General features: G+C 71.7%; 20 protein-coding genes and 4 tRNA genes. 16 read left to right on the top strand and 8 right to left on the bottom strand.

Annotated features, from left to right (window positions below; all coding sequences use genetic code 11):
- Nucleotides 1-24: 24 nt before the first annotated feature.
- Entirely contained in the window at nt 25-1,521 is a 1,497-nt protein-coding gene (locus A6035_RS08585) for an alpha/beta fold hydrolase (protein ID WP_108849160.1), read from the bottom strand.
- Nucleotides 1,522-1,652: 131 nt separating this feature from the next.
- Nucleotides 1,653-2,399 carry a dihydrofolate reductase family protein gene (locus tag A6035_RS08580; protein ID WP_108847442.1) on the bottom strand — a complete coding sequence of 249 codons (747 nt, stop codon included), beginning with the start codon at nt 2,397-2,399 and terminating at the stop codon, nt 1,653-1,655.
- Between the two features lie 51 nt (nt 2,400-2,450).
- On the opposite strand from A6035_RS08580, the gene zapE reads away from it, so the two are divergent.
- The gene (zapE, locus tag A6035_RS08575; RefSeq protein ID WP_108847441.1) at nt 2,451-3,467 is read left to right on the top strand and encodes a cell division protein ZapE; all 1,017 of its coding nucleotides are present in this window, start codon (nt 2,451-2,453) and stop codon (nt 3,465-3,467) included.
- A 304-nt stretch (nt 3,468-3,771) separates the two neighbouring features.
- On the opposite strand, the gene A6035_RS08570 is transcribed toward zapE, so the two are convergent.
- The 5 genes from A6035_RS08570 to A6035_RS08550 form a co-directional block, all read right to left on the bottom strand.
- The gene (locus A6035_RS08570) at nt 3,772-4,305 is read right to left on the bottom strand and encodes a GNAT family N-acetyltransferase (RefSeq protein WP_108847440.1); all 534 of its coding nucleotides are present in this window, start codon (nt 4,303-4,305) and stop codon (nt 3,772-3,774) included.
- A 22-nt stretch (nt 4,306-4,327) separates the two neighbouring features.
- Entirely contained in the window at nt 4,328-4,558 is a 231-nt protein-coding gene (locus tag A6035_RS08565) for a hypothetical protein (RefSeq protein ID WP_159149647.1), read from the bottom strand.
- A 162-nt stretch (nt 4,559-4,720) separates the two neighbouring features.
- A tRNA-Val gene (locus A6035_RS08560) sits at nt 4,721-4,795 on the bottom strand.
- 31 nt (nt 4,796-4,826) lie between these two features.
- Nucleotides 4,827-4,897: transfer RNA gene (locus tag A6035_RS08555), tRNA-Cys, on the bottom strand.
- A 49-nt stretch (nt 4,898-4,946) separates the two neighbouring features.
- Nucleotides 4,947-5,019 (bottom strand) — tRNA-Gly (locus A6035_RS08550).
- Between the two features lie 808 nt (nt 5,020-5,827).
- Here A6035_RS08550 and A6035_RS08545 point away from each other — a divergent pair.
- Nucleotides 5,828-5,899 (top strand) — tRNA-Val (locus A6035_RS08545).
- 103 nt (nt 5,900-6,002) lie between these two features.
- Here A6035_RS08545 and A6035_RS08540 read toward each other — a convergent pair.
- A complete protein-coding gene (locus A6035_RS08540) occupies nt 6,003-6,683 on the bottom strand; it encodes a DsbA family oxidoreductase (protein WP_235026586.1) in 681 nt (226 codons plus the stop codon).
- Nucleotides 6,684-6,841: 158 nt separating this feature from the next.
- On the opposite strand from A6035_RS08540, the gene thrS reads away from it, so the two are divergent.
- From thrS to yajC, 14 genes are all read left to right on the top strand, one after another.
- A complete protein-coding gene (gene thrS / locus A6035_RS08535) occupies nt 6,842-8,926 on the top strand; it encodes a threonine--tRNA ligase (protein ID WP_167400783.1) in 2,085 nt (694 codons plus the stop codon).
- A complete protein-coding gene (locus A6035_RS08530; protein WP_108847436.1) occupies nt 8,923-9,525 on the top strand; it encodes an ATP adenylyltransferase in 603 nt (200 codons plus the stop codon). Before thrS ends, A6035_RS08530 begins: the two co-directional genes overlap by 4 nt.
- Before the next feature lie 12 nt (nt 9,526-9,537).
- Nucleotides 9,538-10,197, top strand: a complete 660-nt coding sequence (pgsA, locus tag A6035_RS08525; RefSeq protein WP_108847435.1) for a phosphatidylinositol phosphate synthase — start codon at nt 9,538-9,540, stop codon at nt 10,195-10,197.
- Complete coding sequence (locus A6035_RS08520; RefSeq protein ID WP_108847434.1) at nt 10,194-11,102, top strand: phosphatidylinositol mannoside acyltransferase; 909 nt, start codon at nt 10,194-10,196, stop codon at nt 11,100-11,102. The genes pgsA and A6035_RS08520 overlap by 4 nt, the downstream gene beginning before the upstream one ends.
- Before the next feature lie 7 nt (nt 11,103-11,109).
- Entirely contained in the window at nt 11,110-12,225 is a 1,116-nt protein-coding gene (locus A6035_RS08515; RefSeq protein WP_108847433.1) for a glycosyltransferase family 4 protein, read from the top strand.
- Complete coding sequence (locus tag A6035_RS08510) at nt 12,215-12,814, top strand: NUDIX hydrolase (protein WP_108847432.1); 600 nt, start codon at nt 12,215-12,217, stop codon at nt 12,812-12,814. Before A6035_RS08515 ends, A6035_RS08510 begins: the two co-directional genes overlap by 11 nt.
- A gap of 93 nt (nt 12,815-12,907) precedes the next feature.
- Nucleotides 12,908-13,813: a pyridoxal 5'-phosphate synthase lyase subunit PdxS gene (gene pdxS / locus A6035_RS08505; RefSeq protein ID WP_108847431.1), complete on the top strand. Its 906-nt coding sequence runs from the start codon at nt 12,908-12,910 to the stop codon at nt 13,811-13,813.
- A gap of 7 nt (nt 13,814-13,820) precedes the next feature.
- A complete protein-coding gene (locus tag A6035_RS08500; RefSeq protein ID WP_108847430.1) occupies nt 13,821-14,693 on the top strand; it encodes an acyl-CoA thioesterase in 873 nt (290 codons plus the stop codon).
- Nucleotides 14,690-15,304: a pyridoxal 5'-phosphate synthase glutaminase subunit PdxT gene (pdxT, locus tag A6035_RS08495; RefSeq protein ID WP_108847429.1), complete on the top strand. Its 615-nt coding sequence runs from the start codon at nt 14,690-14,692 to the stop codon at nt 15,302-15,304. Before A6035_RS08500 ends, pdxT begins: the two co-directional genes overlap by 4 nt.
- Nucleotides 15,305-15,394: 90 nt before the next feature.
- A complete protein-coding gene (locus A6035_RS08490; RefSeq protein ID WP_108847428.1) occupies nt 15,395-16,147 on the top strand; it encodes a YebC/PmpR family DNA-binding transcriptional regulator in 753 nt (250 codons plus the stop codon).
- Nucleotides 16,148-16,210: 63 nt separating this feature from the next.
- A complete protein-coding gene (locus A6035_RS08485; protein ID WP_108847427.1) occupies nt 16,211-16,870 on the top strand; it encodes a crossover junction endodeoxyribonuclease RuvC in 660 nt (219 codons plus the stop codon).
- Nucleotides 16,867-17,466: a Holliday junction branch migration protein RuvA gene (gene ruvA, locus A6035_RS08480; RefSeq protein WP_108847426.1), complete on the top strand. Its 600-nt coding sequence runs from the start codon at nt 16,867-16,869 to the stop codon at nt 17,464-17,466. Before A6035_RS08485 ends, ruvA begins: the two co-directional genes overlap by 4 nt.
- Complete coding sequence (gene ruvB / locus A6035_RS08475; RefSeq protein ID WP_108847425.1) at nt 17,466-18,572, top strand: Holliday junction branch migration DNA helicase RuvB; 1,107 nt, start codon at nt 17,466-17,468, stop codon at nt 18,570-18,572. Before ruvA ends, ruvB begins: the two co-directional genes overlap by 1 nt.
- 92 nt (nt 18,573-18,664) lie before the next feature.
- Entirely contained in the window at nt 18,665-18,973 is a 309-nt protein-coding gene (gene yajC / locus A6035_RS08470) for a preprotein translocase subunit YajC (RefSeq protein ID WP_108847424.1), read from the top strand.
- Nucleotides 18,974-19,021 lie beyond the last annotated feature (48 nt).

Raw genomic sequence — 19,021 nt, 5'->3', positions numbered from 1 at the left:
GGTCGGGCGAGGCGCTCCGGTCGGTCAGGACGGGCAGGCGGCGGAGTCCTCGGCGGTGTCGGGGTCGGCGAGGAATCCGGTCACCGCGGTTCGGGCGCACACGGAGTGCAGAGTCACGCGCGATCCGGGTGCGCCCCAGGTGAGCGTGCGGACGTCGGTGGCTCCGGCGGCGGTGAGCGCGGCGGCGGCCGGTTCGACGGCGGCGGCGCCGGCGACGGGGTCGGCGATCCCGCCCAGGAGGAGGACCGGCACGTCGGCGGGCACGCTGACCGGAGCCTGCCCGGGGACGGGCCAGGTGGAGCACGCGGACAGTTGCGCGGCGAGGATCTCCCCGAACGGCGGGGTGCCGGCCCACTCGGAGCTCAGTTCGTCGACGCGGTTGACCGGCACGCGGCGTGACAGGTCGGAGCACCCGGCCACGTACGGCAGGGACGTCCCGGACAGTTCTGTGGCGCGATCACGGACGCTGTCGGGGGTCTCGTCGGGCGCCGCGCTCACGAGGTCGCCGAGGATCACGTCGCCGGGGGACGGGGCGGCGGCGGAGGCGCCGGACAGGTCGGCCAGCGCGGAGCGGACGACGTCGGACAGCAGGGCCGCGGGCACGGTCGCGCCGGGGCCGCGGGCACGGTCGAGGGCACTGGCGATCGCGTCGACCTTCTCGTCGGCGTCACCGGGTCCGCATTCCGGCCGCGTGCACGAGGCGGCCCAGAGCCGCAGCGCGGAGTCGGAGCCGTCGAGGGCGGCGCGGGCGGCGGCCTCCTGGTCGCCGTCAGCGGGGGCGGGGGAGTCGACGACCAGTGCCGACAGGCGGCCGGGGTGGGCGCTCGCGTAGGCCAGGGCGGTGCGGGCGCCGGTGCCGATGCCCAGAACGGCGAGTCCGGGGACCCCCCATTCCTGCCGGAGCCGTTCGAGGTCCTCGGCGGCGCCCGCGGCGCCGAAGTCCAGTTCGCGTCCCTGGAGCTGGTCGGTGCACGACTGCGCGGTGTCGGCGAGGGCGCCGCGCACCTCGGGGGAGGTGGGGTCGGTGCCGCGGTCCGCCAGCCCGTCGAGGGTGCGCCGGGCGGGGAAGGACAGGCACGCTCCGGCCGCGCCGGACCGGCCCCGGTGGTCGACGACGACGAGCGGCCGGGAGTCGGTGAGTTCGGGGCCGGCGGAGGCGAGCCGCGCGGTGAGGGTGTCGGGTGAGGTCTCGGGACCGGCGACGACGACGAGGGGCGCCGCGTCGTCCGGGGTGCCCGTCGCCGTGAGGCGCAGGACGGGCGTGTCCCCGAGCATCGAGCACTCGACGGTGGCGTCCTCGGGGATCCCGCGGGCGCGGTTCCCCGCGCACGGGGTCCAGGTGAGGTCGGAGCGCGGTACGAGCCACTCCGGGCGGTCCGCCGTCTCCTGGCCGGTCCCGCCGTCGGCGTCACGGCCCGGGGCGTCGCCGGTGGCCAGCCGCGGGCCCGTGGCGGGCAGGGGAGCGCAGGCGGCCGCCACTACCGCGACGGCGGCCGCTGCGGCTCCGAGCGCGCGCGTCATCCGACCACGGTGCCGGGGGCCCGCGTCGTCTCCGGCGCGGGTCATCTGTCCGCGTCCCCGGGGAGCCGGGTCGTCTCCGGCGCGGGTCATCTGTCCGCGTCCCCGGGGAGCCGTGTCGTCTCCGGCGCGGGTCACCCGGCCGCCCCGTCGACGACCCAGCGCGCGTAGAGCCCGCCGTGCGGGCAGGTGAAGGCGGCGGCGACCCGCATCGGCACGCTGCTGGTGCCCGGGCCGCTGGCCAGCGGCGTGCGGTCGCCGCCGACGACGAGCTGTGGCGCGACGGACAGCACGAGCTCGTCGATCGCGCCCTCTCGGAGGAAGGTGCCGAGGAGTTCGGGGCCACCCTCGAACGCCACCTCGGACGCCCCGAAGTGGGTGGCCAGCGATCGGACCGCCGCGCGCAGCGGCCCGGGGTCCAGCACGTGGACGGTCACACCCTGTCGGCGGGCGACCTCCAGGCGGTCGCCGGGGACGCCGTGTGCGGCGACGACCTGGAGGGCGTCCCCGAGTGGCGCGCAGTGTTCGATCAGCCGGTCGGGGAGGCTCCGGGTGAACACCAGGACCACTGGCGGGGGACCGGGGCGACGGTCCGCCCAGGCCTCGGCGATCCGGGCGGGGCCGTATCCCTCGGCCAGGGCCGTGGCGGAGCCCACCATCACCAGGTCGGCGCGGGCGCGCATAGCGTCGTAGACGAGTCTGTCGGTCGGGGTGCCGAGCCCGCCGCTACGTCCGTCGACGGTCGTGCTGCCGTCGACCGTGGAGATCATCACGGCCCGGATGCGGGGCAGGGCGAGATCGGGCTCCGGTTCCAGCGCCTCCCAGAGGGTGTCCAGGGCCGCGGGGTCGTCGTCGATCACGGTCAGCCGTGTCGTGGGCACCGCGGACTCCTTCCGTTCTGACGTCGGATGCCCCCACGATAGGCTCTGCGTATGGTCTCTCGCCTCGTTGACGTCACCCCGGTGGTCCCCGCCGACCAGCTCGTGGCCCAGATGGTGCCGCCGTCGATGTTCGACGACGTCAGCTTCGACTCCTACATCCCGGATCCGGCAGAGCCCTCGCAGGCCGCCGCGGTCAAGGCGTGTCGGCAGTTCGCCGAGGAGGTCAACGCCCGGCGCGCGCCGAAGAAAGGCCTGTTCGGTCGACGCCCCAAGGCCGTCCAGGGTTCCGGTATCTACCTCGACGGCGGGTTCGGTGTGGGCAAGACCCACCTGCTGACGTCGATCTATCACAACTGCCCCGTGCCCAAGGCGTTCGGCACGTTCGTCGAGCTGACGCACGTGGTGGGCGCGCTCGGCTTCAATCGCGCGGTCGAGGAGCTCTCGGGCCACTCCGTGCTGTGCATCGACGAGTTCGAGCTCGACGACCCGGGCGACACCATGCTCGTCTCCCGCCTGCTCGCCGAGCTGACGACGGCCGGTGTCAGTGTGGCGGCCACGTCCAACACCCTGCCCGAGCAGCTGGGGGAGGGGCGCTTCGCGGCCAAGGACTTCATGCGGGAGATCCGCAAGATGTCGGGCATCTTCGAGTCCATCCGCGTGGACGGTCCGGACTACCGGCACCGCAACCTGCCGCCGGCCCCGGACCCGATGACCGACGAGGACCTGCGGGCGGACGCCGAGGCGGTCGACGGCGCGACATTCGATGACTTCGACGAGCTGTGCCAGCACTTGTCCACCCTGCACCCCTCCAAGTACAACCGCCTGGTCGACGGTGTGAACCGTGTCTGCCTGAGCGGGGTCAAGCCGCTGCCGGACCAGTCGATCGCGCTGCGGCTCGTGGTGCTCGCGGACCGTCTCTACGACGCGGGGATCCCGGTGCGGAACTCGGGCGACAAGTTGGACGCGATCTTCACCGAGGAGATGGTCGCCGGCGGGTACCGCAAGAAGTATCTGCGGGCGACCTCGCGACTGCTGGCGCTGTCCCGCTTCGAGACCGTCGGCGGCTGACCTCCGGCCGTAGCAGCGCGGCGCCGCGGCCTACCCGGTGTCGGCGACTCGCCGCGACCCGCGAGGCTCTCGACCCGCGACGTCACCTATCGGAGCGCCCGCCACCCATCGGCCTCCGCGCCACCTATCGGATAACGCGACGCCTAAGGGATCCCACAGGTGGCGCGTGATCGGATAGGCGGCGTTGCCCTCCCACGATCTGGCGACCCGCGCGAGCGCCCACTCAGGGATCGCGTGCGATGAGAGGTGCGTTGTCCCGCCCGGGAGCCCCGAGCGAGGACTCGTCCAACCGCAGCAGCGCGACTCAGAGGGGCAGTTCGTAGACGACGTCGGTGTTGGCTACGCCGCCCACGTCAAAAGTCCGATTTCCGCGAGGCTCGAACCCGTGCTTGACGTAGAACCTGCGGGCCCGCGCGTTCGCGACGTTTGTGGCCAACCAGACGCTCCGCACACCCGACTGCCGGCTCCGCGCCGTCACGTCGTCGAGCATCAAGGACGCGATACCCGCGCCGTGGTGGTCCGGGTCGACGTAGAACTTGCTGATGCCCGTCGTGGGGCGGTGGACGATCTGCGATGCGCAGTCCGGATCCATCGCCGTGCCCTCTACGAGCAGGACGTACCCCACGATCGCGCCGCCGTCTGCACGACACACCAGCACCTCGTGGTCCGGGGACTCCTTGTATGCCCTGAACGCCTTTTCACTGAGGTGCTCGGTGATGAAGGCTCCGATCACCCCCGCGTCGAGGTCGGGCGGGCACGCCAGCGGGAACGTACGGGCGGCCAGGTCCGAGAGGGGGCCGAGGTCGGCCTCTACGGCCTCGTCGAGTCGCGCGGTCACCCAGCCAGCCTAGGGGCACCGTTCACGCGTGCAGATGAAGGCTCTCGTCCTCGCGTACCCCGCGGATGACATACCGCTCGATGTCGTCGCCACCGCCGAGCACGAGCGTGACCTCATACGAGTCGGCAGCGGTCCGACGGAGGTCGGCAAGGACCCCGGTGATGTGGCGGCGGTCGACGACGCGGCCGCGCATGCTCGCCACGTCGGCCCGGCCGACCGTCGTCGGATGGTGGAGTCGGGGCGTGGCAGTCATGTACTCATCATCCGCGACAGACATCACACCGGCGGAACGGTCAGGTACCGGTACGGCGGCGATCTGTCCGGTGGCAGGGGAGGACCGCGGCTGGGTCTCGAAGCGCATTTCACCACCGGCGCATCAACGCCGAAAGCCCCAGCCGGGGCCGGGGCTTTCGTGTGGTGCGCGATACTGGGATTGAACCAGTGACCTCTTCCGTGTCAGGGAAGCGCTCTCCCGCTGAGCTAATCGCGCGGGTTCTGCGCCCGGACGAATCCGGACGTAGAGGTGGAGACGGGAATCGAACCCGTGTTGACGGCTTTGCAGGCCGCTGCCTCACCACTCGGCCACTCCACCGCAAAGGTATCGAGCCTGGTGAGGACGTCCTGGCTCCTCGATCCCTCCGAGCGGATGACGGGATTCGAACCCGCGACCCTCACCTTGGCAAGGTGATGCGCTACCAGCTGCGCCACATCCGCATCGCTTCCCGGCTCGCTGTTGCTTACCGCGTTGCGAGAATGAACATTAGCCGACGAGTTCGACGGAACACAAATCCGGGGTCGGAAATGCGCGATGAACTGGGCGGATGTCCGAAAACAGGCGTCTGCGACCGCTCCCGGCAGACCCACACACCGGCCGATCCGCCTTCGCAGCGAGCGCCCCTGGCGATCCGCAGAGAACGCGCCCGCCGGTCGCGGCCGCGATCGCGCCTGCCCAGTGGCTTACCTGCCCGCAGGCCTTGGCCGCACACGCCCCTCCCCGGCCGGAGCCCCGCGCCCCGTCGCCTCCGCACGCGAACCCGTTCCATCTACTCGGCTAGCCGCTCGCCTGAGTGCCCGCCAGGCCTGGACAGCGAGTTCGCCCGCCCGCGCGCCCGGCAGACTTCGGAGGCGCATCGCGCCCGCCCGCGCGCTCGGCACAACCCGGCGGTGAATTCCGCCCGCGGCGCCTCCGAGCGCGCGGCGGGAGGACGGTACGAGCGGACGCGGGCGGTAGAGGGCCCGCGCGCCGGGCTGGCGGGCGCCGCCGGACGCGCTCACCGCCGAGCGGTCATATGTGTCCAAGTTTTCCCAGGTCACGACTCGGAAATTTCGTCGTTTGTGACCACTCGCCGGTCGGCCACACTGACGGTGGCTGGGGGAGCGCGGCGGGGGCGCGGCGCGGGGCGGCGGGGGCGCAGCGGTGTGCGCGAGCTGGGCGGGAACGGGGATCCGGGCCCCGAATTGGGCGGCGGGCCGGGGCTTGCTACAGTGTTCCGGTGCCGAGCGAGAGAGCCCGGCGACATGCGGTCCTATAGCTCAGCGGAAGAGCGCTCCGTTCACACCGGAGAGGTCACTGGTTCGAACCCAGTTAGGACCACAAGGCAATCAGAAGCCCTCCCGGATGCCGGGAGGGCTTCTGTCGTCGCAGGGGGCGACCGCGGCGCGGCAGCAGCCGGTGCGGGGTCGGCCGGCGAGACGGGTCAGCCGGCGTCGGACGTGGCCTCCGCGCCGGACTCCAGTGCCTGCTCCAGCGCCTGTACGAACACCTCCACGGGCTGCGCGCCGCTCACCGCGAGCCGGCCATCGAACACGAAGAACGGCACCCCTCGGACCCCGAGGCCGCGGGCGGTCTCCACGTCGCGCCGGACCTGGTCGGAGAAATCGTCGCCGGCCAGCACCCGGTCGACCGAGTCGGAGGGCAGGCCGGCGTCGACGCCGATACGTCGCAACACGGCGGGGTCCGAGATCACCTGACCCTCCGAGAAGTGGGCGCGGCGCAGTCCCTCGTCCACCTCGTCGGCGCGCCCGTGCTCAGCCGCCAACGCGGCGAGCCGGTGCGCGTCGAACGTCGAGCTGACCCGCGCCGACCGCCAGTCGAACTCCAGACCCAACTCGCGGAAGCGGGCGGCCATCTGCTTCTGCCCAGCCTCGGCTTCGGCCCGGGACATCCCGTATTTGCGCGCGAGCATCTCGACGCTGGTCTCGCCCGGCTCGTCGCCCGTGACGCGAGGTGCCGACGGATCGAGTTCGTAGGCGCGCCACGCGACCTCGACCTCGGTGTCGGGATGCTCGACCCGGAAGGACTCCAGCGCCGCCTCCAGATGCCGCTTGCCGATCCAGCAGAACGGACAGATGACGTCGGACCAGACATCGATGCGCATACCCGGGTGCAACGCCCCGGCGAGGTCCGGGATTCCGAGGGGGCCCGGGTAGCATGGACCGGCCCGGTCCGCCGTACGGACCGCGGTGTCAGCCCGGGCGGCCCGTCGCCGCCCGACGTCCACTGCCGAGGAGATCGTCCCCCGTGTCCGAGAACCGCATGCCTCAAGCCGATGTCGACGCGACGGGTGCGGCCACCGTGACCACCGTCATCCCGGCCGGTGAGCCGGCGGGCAAGATCCTCGCCGAGCGCGAACTCCAATCGCGCAGCGGGCCGGAGACGATCGTCGTGGTGCGCGATCCGGAGGGCACGCTGCGGGATCTGTCGTGGGAGCCGGAGGTGGACACCGAGGTCGAGCTCGTCCGCGCCGACACCGAGGACGGCCGCTCGGTGATCCGACACTCCTGCGCACACGTGCTCGCCCAGGCCGTTCAGGACAAGTTCCCCGAGGCCAAGCTCGGCATCGGGCCGCCGATCGAGAACGGCTTCTACTACGACTTCGACGTGGCCGAGCCGTTCACCCCCGAGGACCTCAAGGACCTCGAGAAGCGGATGAAGAAGATCATCAAGGCGGGTCAGCGCTTCTCGCGCCGCGAGTACGCCTCGCTCGACGAGGCCCGGGCCGAGCTGGCCGGCGAACCGTACAAGCTCGAGCTCATCGAGGACAAGGGTCGGGCGGACGCAGGCGACGAGGGCGGCGCCGAGGCCCTCGAGGACTCCGAGATCATGGAGGTGGGCGCGGGCGCACTCACCGCGTACGACAACCTCAACCCCCGGACCGGTGAGGTCATCTGGTCCGACCTGTGCCGCGGACCCCACGCTCCGACCACCAAGTTCATCCCCGCGTTCACGCTCACCCGCTCGTCGGCCGCCTACTGGCGGGGCGACCAGAGCAACGCCGGCCTCCAGCGCATCTACGGCACCGCGTGGGAGAGCACCGAGGCCATGGACGCCTACCTCGACCGACTGGCCGAGGCGGAGAAGCGCGACCACCGGCGGCTCGGCACCGAGCTCGACCTGTTCAGCTTCCCCGACGAGATCGGCTCCGGTTTCCCGGTGTTCCACCCGCGCGGCGGCATCATCCGCAACGAGATGGAACAGCACTCCCTCAGGCGCCACCTGGCCGCCGGTTACTCGCTGGTCAACACCCCGCATGTGACCAAGGGCGATCTGTTCCGCAAGTCGCAGCACCTGAGCTGGTACTCGGAAGGCATGTTCCCCCCGATGGTGCTCGACGCCGAACACGACGCGGACGGCAACGAAACCAAGCCGGGGCAGGACTACTACGTCAAGCCCATGAACTGCCCGATGCACAACCTCGTCTTCGACTCCCGCGGCCGCTCGTACCGCGAGCTGCCGCTGCGGATGTTCGAGTTCGGCACCGTGTACCGGTACGAGAAGTCGGGCGTGATCCACGGGCTCACCCGCGCCCGCGGCTTCACCCAGGACGACGCGCACATCTACTGCACCGAGGAGCAGATGGAGGGCGAGATCGCCTCCGTCCTCTCGTTCATCATCTCCCTGCTGCGTGACTACGGTCTCGACGACTTCTACCTCGAGCTGTCCACCAAGGACCCGGAGAAGTACGTCGGCGGCGACGAACTGTGGGAGCGGGCCACCGAGACCCTGCGTCGGGTGGCGACGAACTCCGGGCTCGAGCTCGTGCCGGACCCGGGCGGGGCGGCGTTCTACGGTCCCAAGATCTCCGTGCAGGCCCGCGACGCGATCGGCCGCACCTGGCAGATGTCGACCGTGCAGCTCGACTTCAACCTGCCCGAGCTGTTCGATCTGACCTACAACGCCGCCGACGGGACCAAGAAGCGCCCCGTCATGATCCACCGCGCGCTCTTCGGCTCGATCGAGCGGTTCTTCGCCGTGCTGCTCGAGCACTACGCGGGCCTGTTCCCGGCGTGGCTCGCGCCCGTGCAGGTGGTGGGCATCCCCGTCGCCGAGGCGCACGAGAAGCACCTCGAGGACGTCATCGACGAACTGCGGGGCAGGGGCATCCGCGCCGAGCTCGACACGTCCGACGAGCGGATGCAGAAGAAGATCCGCAACCACACCACCGGCAGGGTCCCGTTCATGCTGCTGGCCGGTGACCGCGACGTGGAGGCCGGCGCCGTGAGCTTCCGGTTCCCCGACGGCACGCAGCTCAACGGCGTCTCTCGTAACGCCGCCATGGACAAGATCGCCTACTGGATCAACTCGCGCCGCAACGACGTGCCCACCGCGGAGCGCGTGTGACGTCCGGGGAGTCGGTGCCGACCGAGGAGTACCGCCAGTTCGGCGTGGGCGAGGACCGTCTCCAGCTGCTGTGGGCGCCCTACCGGATGTCCTACATCGCGGAGACGCGCCCGGAACCCGCCGAGGGGATGACGGGGGAGCCGTTCCTCGACATCCCCCGGATGAGCGACGAGGACGGGCTGGTGGTCGCCCGGGGCGAGCACGTCTACGTCGTGCTCAATCTCTTCCCGTACAACCCGGGTCACGCCATGGTGGTGCCGTACCGCAAGGTGGCGAACCTGGAGGACCTGGACGACGGCGAGTCCCGCGAGCTGATGTCCTATACGCAGCACCTGATCCGGGTCGTGAAGGCGGTCTCGGCACCCGATTCGTTCAACGTCGGGCTCAACCTCGGCGGCGCGGCCGGCGGGTCGCTGTCCGACCATCTGCACCAACACGTCGTCCCACGCTGGATCGGGGACGCCAACTTCATTACGGTGACCAGCGGCACCAAGGTACTGCCGCAGCTCCTCCGTCAGACGCGGCAGCTGCTCGCCGAGGCGTGGTCCACCACGGAGTCTCCGGCTACCGTGCCCGGGTCGACCACACCTTCTAGGTAAGCGGGGGGACGAATGCTCAGCGAGTACGGAAGGTCGGGGGTCACCCGGGTGGCCCACCCGTTCGCGACGCTGCTCGTCCGGGCGGGCGTCACGGCCAACGGCATCACCCTGACGGGGCTCGTGCTGACGAGCGCCGCGGCCGTCGCCCTGTTCGGCAACGGCCTGCTCGTCGCGGGCGCGATCGTCATCGCGCTGTGCACCCTGCTCGACCTGGTCGACGGTGCCGTCGCGCGCGCCGGCGGCGGCGGATCGCCGTACGGCGCCCTGGTCGACGCGGTGTCCGACCGGGTCGCGGACGGCGTGATCCTGTCCTCCCTGCTGTGGTGGCTCGTCTACGCCGAACCCGATAACCGCTACGCGCTCGTCATGCTGCTGGCCTGCCTGGTGCTGTCCCAGGTGGTGTCCTACTCCAAGGCCCGAGCCGACGCCGGAGGCCTGCGTACCCCCGGCGGGCTCATGGAACGCGCCGACCGGCTGGTACTCATCCTGCTCGGCGCCGGGCTCGAGGGACTGGGTGTCCCGTGGGCCCTCGAGGTGGGGCTCACCGCCGTCGCGGCGGGCAGCCTCGTCACGGTCGTCCAGCGCGTATGGGGCGGGCGCACCGACTACTTCCGCCGTGTGGCCCGCGAGGACGTCGCCACCGCACCGACGACGAGGCCGGGAGACCGATGAGCGGCGTGACCGAGCGCCTGTCCGATCTGGGCTACGCGGCCGGGTGGGCCGCGGTCCGGGCCCTCCCCGAGGGCCTGGCGCGGGCGCTCTTCCGCACGGGCGCCGACGTCGCCGCCCGTAGACAGGGCCCCGACTCCCAGCTGCGCAGGAATCTCGCCCGGGTCCTGGGCGTCCCGCCGGCCGAGGTCCCCGACGAGCTCATCCGCGACTCCTTCCGGTCCTACGCCCGGTACTGGCGGGAGGCGTTCCGCCTGCCCTCGATGGACCGGGAGGCCGTCGCCCGCGAGATGGACCGCACCATAGACGGGATCGAACACCTCGACGCGGCCCTCGCGCCGGGGCGCGGCGTCGTGGTGGCCCTGCCGCACTCGGCCAACTGGGACCTCGGGGGCACCTGGCTCGCGCGGCGGTACGGCGGGTTCGCCACCGTCGCCGAGCGGCTCCAGCCGGAGTCGCTCTACCAGCGCTTCCTGGACTATCGCGAGAGTCTGGGATTCACCATCTTCCCGCATACGGGTGGGCCGACCCCGCCGCTGGACGCATTGCGGGACTTCCTCGCCGGCGGCGGCATCGTCGCCCTGCCGGGGGAACGGGACCTGCGCCGCACCGGGGTGCCCGTGACGTTCTTCGGCGAGACGACCCGCATGCCCGCCGGCGCGGCCAGGCTCGCGGTGGAGACCGGCGCGCCGTTCCTGGTGGCCCAGTTCTGGTACGACGGCCCCGACACCATGCGGGTCCGGATCACCCCGCCTATCGACGTCTCCGGGGGCGTCGAGTCCGCCGTCCAGGCGATGGCCGACCTGTTCGCCGAGGGCATCGCCCGGCACCCCGCCGACTGGCACATGCTGCAGCCACTGTGGCTCGACGACCTGACGGCCGAGCGGCGAGAGCGGATCGAGGGCTGATCCGGCCGTGCGTATCGGCATGATCTGCCCCTACTCCTTCGACGCCCCCGGCGGTGTGCAGGCCCACGTCGTGGACCTGACGGAGGAGCTCCGACGCCGCGGGCACACCGTCCGCGTCCTCGCCCCGGGCAGTCCCGGCAGCGCACCGGTCTCCGGCATGACGCTGACCGGGCCGGGCGTCCCGATCCCGTACAACGGGTCCGTGGCCCGGCTCAGCTTCGGGCCCACGTCCTGGCGCGCGACCCGTCACTGGCTGCGCGAACAACCCCTCGACGTGCTGCACATCCATGAACCCAACGCCCCCGGGGTCGGCATGTTCGCCCTCGCGATGTGTTCGGGCCCCATCACGGCCACCTTCCACACCTCGACCACCGAATCGATGATCCTCGACGCCGCGGACGGCGTCCTGGCCCCGCTGCTCGAGAAGATCCGTGGCCGTATCGCCGTGTCGACCCTGGCCCGCCGCTGGCAGATGGAGGCCCTGGGCTCCGACGCCGTCGAGATCCCCAACGGGGTCGACGTGAGCGCCTTCAGCGACGTCGACACCTCCGGAGAGCCGGCCGACGCCCCGACGGTGGCGTTCCTCGGCCGCTACGACGAGCCCCGGAAGGGGATGGGCGTCCTCGCCGCCGCGCTGCCGGCCGTCCTGCGCGAGGTCCCGGGCTTGCGTCTGCGGATCATGGGCGACGGTGACGAGCACGCCCTGCGCGCGCGACTACCCGCCGGTCTCGACGTGGAGTTCCTCGGCCGCGTCGACGACGCCCGCAAGGCCGCCGTCCTGGCCGCTGCCGACGTGTACTGCGCCCCCAACACCGGCGGCGAGAGCTTCGGCATCGTCCTCGTGGAGGCCATGGCCGCCGGCACCGCGGTCGTCGCCTCGGACCTCGACGCGTTCCGCCGGGTCCTGCGCGACGGGGAGTGCGGAGAACTCGCGGCTGTCGGGGACGCCGACGCCCTCGCCGGTGCCCTCACTGTCGTCCTGACCGACCCCGCGCGCCGTGCCGAGCTGTGCACCCGCGGCAGCGAGGCGGTCCGGGAGTACGACTGGCCCGTCGTCGCCGACCGGGTGATCCGCGTGTACGAGACGATCCGGGGACCGGGGGAGACGCTCCGTGTCCGTTGAGCTGATCGCCCTCGTCGTCGTCGTCCTCGTCGCGGTCCTGGCCGCCGCCCTGTTCGGCGCCTACCTCACCGCCCACCGACTGGACCGGCTGCACATCCGCACCGACCTCGCCCGCTCCGCCCTGGCCGGCGCCCTGGAGCGGCGCCACGCGGTCACCGCCGCGGTCGTGCGCGACCTCACCCCGCGCGACCCGCCGGGGGCCGACCGACTGTCCCGCGCGCTCGCCCGCGCCCGCGCGCACCCCCCGGACGCCGTCGCCGGGCCCGACCCGGCGCCGCAGCCCCCGCCGCGCCGGAGGACCGACCTGACCGACGACGATGACGAGGCAGGCGAGCACGCTGAACTGGCCGAGAACACCCTCGGCATGATGCTGGCCGCGCTCGACGTGGACGCACTACCCGGCGATCTCGCCGGCGAACTCGAGGACGCCACCGACCGCGTCGCCATGGCTCGCCGCTTCTACAACGACGCCGTGCGGGACACCCGCAGTCTGCGCGAGCAGACCGCCGTCCGCGCCCTCCGCCTGGCCGGCCGGGCCCCCATGCCCGACTACGTCGAGCTCGTCGACGCCCCGCCCCCGCGCCCCTGACCCACCCGCGCGGGGCGGCGGTTGGGGCGCCGACGTGCGGCCGCCCTACACTGGACGCCTATACACGTCGTCTGAGCCAGGAAGGCCAATTTCGTGAGCGAGCCGCAGTCGAGCGAGAACACCACCGGAACCGCACGCGTCAAGCGGGGCATGGCCGAGATGCTCAAGGGCGGCGTCATCATGGACGTCGTCACCGCCGAGCAGGCGAAGATCGCCGAGGACGCCGGTGCCGTGGCCGTCATGGCCCTCGAGCGTGTTCCCGCCGACATCCGCGCCCAGGGCGGCGTCGCCCGGATGAGCGACCCCGACCTCATCGACGGCATCATCGAGGCCGTCTCGATCCCGGTGATGGCCAAGGCGCGCATCGGCCACTTCGTCGAGGCACAGATCCTGCAGGCCCTCGGGGTGGACTACGTCGACGAGTCCGAGGTCCTCACCCCCGCGGACTACACGAACCACATCGACAAGTTCGCCTTCACCGTGCCGTTCGTCTGCGGCGCCACCAACCTCGGCGAGGCGCTGCGCCGCATCACCGAGGGTGCGGCCATGATCCGCTCCAAGGGCGAGGCCGGCACCGGCGACGTCTCCAACGCCACCACCCACATGCGCTCGATCCGCCAGCAGATCCGCAAGTTGCAGAACCTGCCGGAGGACGAGCTGTACGTGGCGGCCAAGGAGCTGCAGGCCCCGTACGAGCTCGTCAAGGAGGTCGCGGAGAAGGGCAAGCTCCCCGTGGTGCTCTTCACCGCCGGCGGCATCGCCACCCCCGCCGACGCCGCGATGATGATGCAGCTCGGCGCCGAGGGCGTCTTCGTCGGCTCGGGCATCTTCAAGTCCGGCAACCCGTCCGAGCGGGCCAAGGCCATCGTCAAGGCCACGACCTTCCACGACGACCCGGAGATGCTCGCGAACATCTCCCGTGGTCTCGGCGAGGCCATGGTCGGCCTCAACGTGGACGACATCCCGGAGCCCCACCGGCTCGCCGAGCGGGGCTGGTGACCCGCCGGTGGCGAAGATCGAGGAGATCCTCGACATCGAGCGGATCGACCGCGACCTCTACCGGGGTCCCGCGATCCGCACCCACCTCCAGCGGACCTTCGGTGGACAGGTGGCCGGTCAGACCCTGACCGCCGCCGTCCAGACAGTGGATTCCGACAAGCACGTCCACTCCCTGCACGGGTACTTCATCCGCCCGGGGATCCCCGATGTGCCCACCGTCTACCAGGTCGACCGGCTCCGTGACGGTCGGAGCTTCGCCACCAGGCGGGTCACCGCCATCCAGCAGGGAGAGCCGATCTTCTCCATGTCGGCCTCCTTCCACCTGATCGACCAGGACGGGATCGAGCACCAGGACCAGATGCCCCGCGTCGTCGACCCCGAGGAGATCCCCGTGACCTCCGTCGACGACCTGGACGAGGTCCACCGCGTCTTCGTCGACGAGTGGGCCCAGTGGGACATCCGCTTCGTCCCCCGTGACGGGATGCCGACCAGCCGTGAGCTGGCCGCGCAGCAGCGGGTGTGGTTCCGGTGCGTCGACCGCCTCCCGGACGACGCCAACTTCCACGTGTGCACGCTGGCGTACATGTCCGACATGACCCTGCTGGGATCCGCCAAGATCCCGCACCCCGACGAGCCGACCCAGGACGCCTCGCTCGACCACGCCATGTGGTTCATGCGGCCCTTCCGGACCGACGACTGGCTGCTCTACGACCAGACGTCCCCGTCCGCCTCCGGGGGGCGTGCCCTGACCCAGGGGCGGATCTTCGACCGCTCGGGGCGACTCGTGGCCGCCGTGACCCAGGAAGGCCTGTCCCGGCAACTCAACCCGGGAGCCCAGTCGTTCCCCGTGGACACCTCCGGCTCCACCTCCGTGTCGTGAGCGGGCGCACACCGACGATCGGGGTCCTCGCCCTCCAGGGCGACGTGGCCGAGCACATCCGTCACCTCGAGACCGTCGGCGCGCGGGCCGTCCCCGTGCGCCGACGGTCCGAGCTGGACGCGGTGGACGGCCTGGTCCTGCCGGGAGGCGAGTCCACCGCGATGAGCCGACTGCTGGACGTGTACGAGCTGCACGAGCCCGTGGCCGAGCGGATCTCCGGCGGCATGCCCGTCTACGGGTCGTGCGCCGGCATGATCCTGCTCGCCTCGGACGTCCTGGACACCCGGGCCGACGCGACGTGGTTCTCCGCGATCGACATGACGGTCCGCCGGAACGCCTTCGGGCGGCAGGTCGACTCGTTCGAGGCCGACCTCGTCGTCGACGCCCTCGGTGGCGACCCGGTACGCACGGTGTTCATCCGCGCCCCGTGGGTCGAATCGCTCGGGCCCGACGTGCAGGTCCTCGCCGACGTCCGCGCCTCCGACGGCCGCGACCACGTGGTCGCGGTGCGGCAGGGCAACGCCCTGGCCACGTCGTTCCACCCCGAGATCACCGACGACGTGCGCGTCCACGGGTACTTCCTCGACATGGTGCGGCAGGCCACCTCGTAGACTAGGCGGTCAGCGGACCTCTACGAGGCGCCGCGCCGGGCCGCCGGACGGCGGGACCCGGTCCCCAGACCCCCGGAGGGCGGAACATCAATGGCAGGCCATTCCAAGTGGGCCACCACCAAGCACAAGAAGGCGGCGATCGACGCCAAGCGCGGCAAGCTCTTCGCCAAGCTCGTCAAGAACATCGAGGTGGCCGCCCGCACGGGCGGCGGTGACCCCGCCGGAAACCCCACTCTCTACGACGCCATCCAGAAGGCCAAGAAGAACTCCGTCCCGGCCGACAACGTCGAGCGCGCCCGCAAGCGCGGCGCCGGCGAGGAGGCGGGCGGCGCCGAGTGGGAGACCATCATGTACGAGGGCTACGGCCCGAACGGCGTGGCCCTGCTCATCGAGTGTCTGACCGACAACCGCAACCGCGCCGCCGGCGAGGTGCGCACCGCGATGACCCGCAACGGCGGCAACCTCGCCGACCCCGGCTCCGTGGCGTACCTGTTCACCCGGAAGGGCGAGATCGTCCTGGACAAGGGCGAGCTGACCGAGGATGACGTCCTCATGGCCGTGCTCGACGCCGGTGCCGAGGAAGTCAACGACCTCGGTGAGCAGTTCGAGGTGGTCTGCGAGTCCACCGACCTCGTCCAGGTGCGCACCGCCCTGCAGGAGGCCGGGATCGACTACGAGTCCGCCGAGTCGGGCTTCCGGGCGTCCGTCGAGGTCACGGTCGACGCCGACGGCGCCGCCAAGGTCTTCAAGCTGATCGACGCGCTCGAGGACTCCGACGACGTGCAGAACATCTACTCGAACATGGACGTCCCCGAGGACGTGCTGGCGAGCCTCAACGCCTGACGGCCGATCCCACTGGTAGGGTCTCGAACGTAGGTTCTACCACCGGTCGAGGAGAGGTCGCAGATGCGCGTCATGGGTGTGGACCCGGGGCTGACCCGGTGCGGGCTCGCCCTCATCGAGACCGCGCCGGGCCGCGCGGTCACGGCGCTCGACGTGGACGTGGTGCGCACGACCTCCGACGAGCCGCTCGAGCGCCGGCTGCGGGCCGTGCACTCCGTGGCCGACGAGTGGATGGAGATCCACCGCCCCGACGTGGTGGCCATCGAGCGCGTGTTCGCGCAGAACCAGGTCTCGACCGCCATGGGCACCGCTCAGGCCGCGGGTGTCGTCGCGCTGGCCGCGGCGTATCGCGAGATCCCCGTGGCGTTCCACACCCCGTCGGAGGTCAAGGCCGCGATCACCGGTAGCGGGCGCGCGGACAAGAAGCAGATGACCCTGATGATCACCCGCATCCTGGGCCTGCAGAAGCCGCCGAGCCCGGCCGACGCCGCGGACGCGCTCGCCCTGGCCGTCTGCCACAGTTGGCGCGCGCCCATGCAGGGTCGGGTCGACTCGCTCGACGCCCACGTCGCCCGCTCGCGGGCCGGCTTCGAGGCGAAGGTCGCGGCCGCCAGGGAAGCGGCCGCATCGGACGGGACCGGGCGGCGCGACCCGGCCGCCGACCAGGAACGCGCCCGGGCGGCCGCCCGCGGTATGGCGCGGACGAAAGGAGTGCGCTGGTGATCGCCTCGATCCGGGGAACGGTGGCCGAGATCGGCCTGGACCGCTGCGTCGTGGAGACCGGAGGCGTCGGTGTCCTCGTACACGCGACCCCGGCCGCGCTCGCGGGACTGCGGCGCGGCACGGAGGGCATGCTCCACACCGAACTGGTGGTCCGCGAGGACTCGCTCACCCTCTACGGCTTCGACTCCGTCGACGCGCGACAACTGTTCCTCACCGTGCAGACCGTCTCCGGCGTCGGACCGCGGCTCGCGCTGGCGATCGTCGCCACACTCGAACCCGAGGCCCTCATCCGCGCTCTCGGCACCGGGGACGTCAAGGCGTTGACCCGGGTGCCGGGCGTCGGCAAGCGCACGGCCGAGCGGATGGTCCTCGAACTCAAGGACAAGGTCGGGCCGGTGCCGGACGGTGACGCGACGACCGCCGTGGGCGGGAGCGGGCGCGCACCGGCCGCCACCGAGGTGGCCGACGCCCTGGAGGGCCTGGGCTTCTCCGCGGCGGAGGCCGAGAAGACCGCCACCGCCGTACTGGACTCACAGCCCGACCTCGATCCCGCGCAGGCGCTGCGCCTGGCCCTCAAGTCACTCGGTAAGCGCTGATGACGGGACAGTTCGACACCACGAGCGGCGGCGCGGAGGCCGGGGACGGGCACGAGGCGGAGCTCTCCGCCTCGCTCACACCGTTCGACACCGACGTCGAGGGCGCGCTGCGACCGCGCAGCCTCGGGGAGTTCATCGGCCAGGAGACCGTCCGCGAGCAGCTCGATCTGGTCCTCACCGCCGCCACCCGCCGGGGCGTCGTACCCGACCATCTGCTGTTCTCCGGCCCGCCTGGTCTGGGCAAGACGAGTCTGGCCATGATCGTGGCGGCCGAGCTCGGCGGCTCACTGCGCATCACCTCCGGGCCCGCGCTCGAGCGGCCCGGGGACCTCGCCGCGATGCTCTCCAACCTCATCGAGGGCGACGTGCTGTTCATCGACGAGATCCACCGCATCGCCCGGCCGGCCGAGGAGATGCTGTACCTCGCCATGGAGGACTTCCGGATCGACATCATGGTGGGCAAGGGCCCCGGGGCCACGTCGATCCCGCTGGAGATCGCTCCGTTCACCCTGGTCGGCGCCACCACGCGCTCCGGCGCGCTCACCGGTCCACTGCGTGACCGCTTCGGGTTCACCGCGCACATGGACTTCTACACCGACGCCGACCTGGCCCGGATCGTGACCCGCGCGGCCGAGATCCTCGCCATCCCCGTCGACCCCGACGCCGCGCTGGAGATCGCCGGTCGCTCCCGCGGAACGCCCCGGATCGCCAACCGCCTGCTGCGGCGGGTCCGCGACTTCGCCGAGGTACGGGCGGACGGCCGCATCACCGTGCCCGTCGCGCGCGCGGCCCTCGAGGTGTACGAGGTCGACGAGTTGGGACTCGACCGCCTGGACCGCGCCGTGCTGCGCGCGCTGCTCGTCCAACACGAGGGCGGACCGGTGGGCCTGAGCACGCTCGCCGTGGCGGTGGGGGAGGAGTCGACCACCCTGGAGGAGGTCTGCGAGCCCTTCCTCGTCCGCGCGGGACTGCTCGCCCGGACCCCCCGGGGACGGATTGCGACCGCCGCGGCGTGGGAACACCTGGGGCTCACCCGCCCCGACAAGACGCCCGCCGAGCCGATGCTGCCGGTCGAGGTCGACCGGGGCCCCGGCGCGCGCGGCTGACCCCCGGGCTGGCATCCTCGGACGGGACCGTCCGTAGCCCGGACCCGACCCACCGGACCCGGAACCCGCGGGTCCACACCAGGAGGACCCCCATGGGACTGGAACTGCTGCTGCCGTTGATGATCATCGTGCTGCTCGTGCTGATGTTCATGCAGAGCTCGAAGCAGCGCAAGGCGATGAAGGAACTGCGGGAGATGCAGGAGTCCCTCACGGTGGGGGACCACGTGCTCACCACCTCCGGCCTGCACGCCACGATCCTCGCAGTGGACGCGGACACCCTCGAGCTGGAGATCGCGCCCGGGGTCCGCACCCGCTGGGACAGGCGCGTCATCCGCGAGAAGTTCGACACCTCCGCCGCGCCGGAAACCGGACCGGGGACCGACGCCTCGGGTTCCCGGTAGTCGACTACCGGCGAGTAGTGTAGTGGGGCCGACCAGCCGGAGGCCTCA

The organism is Dietzia lutea (assembly GCF_003096075.1).
GTDB lineage: Bacteria > Actinomycetota > Actinomycetes > Mycobacteriales > Mycobacteriaceae > Dietzia > Dietzia lutea.
This window is presented reverse-complemented; position numbering and strand designations above follow the sequence as displayed.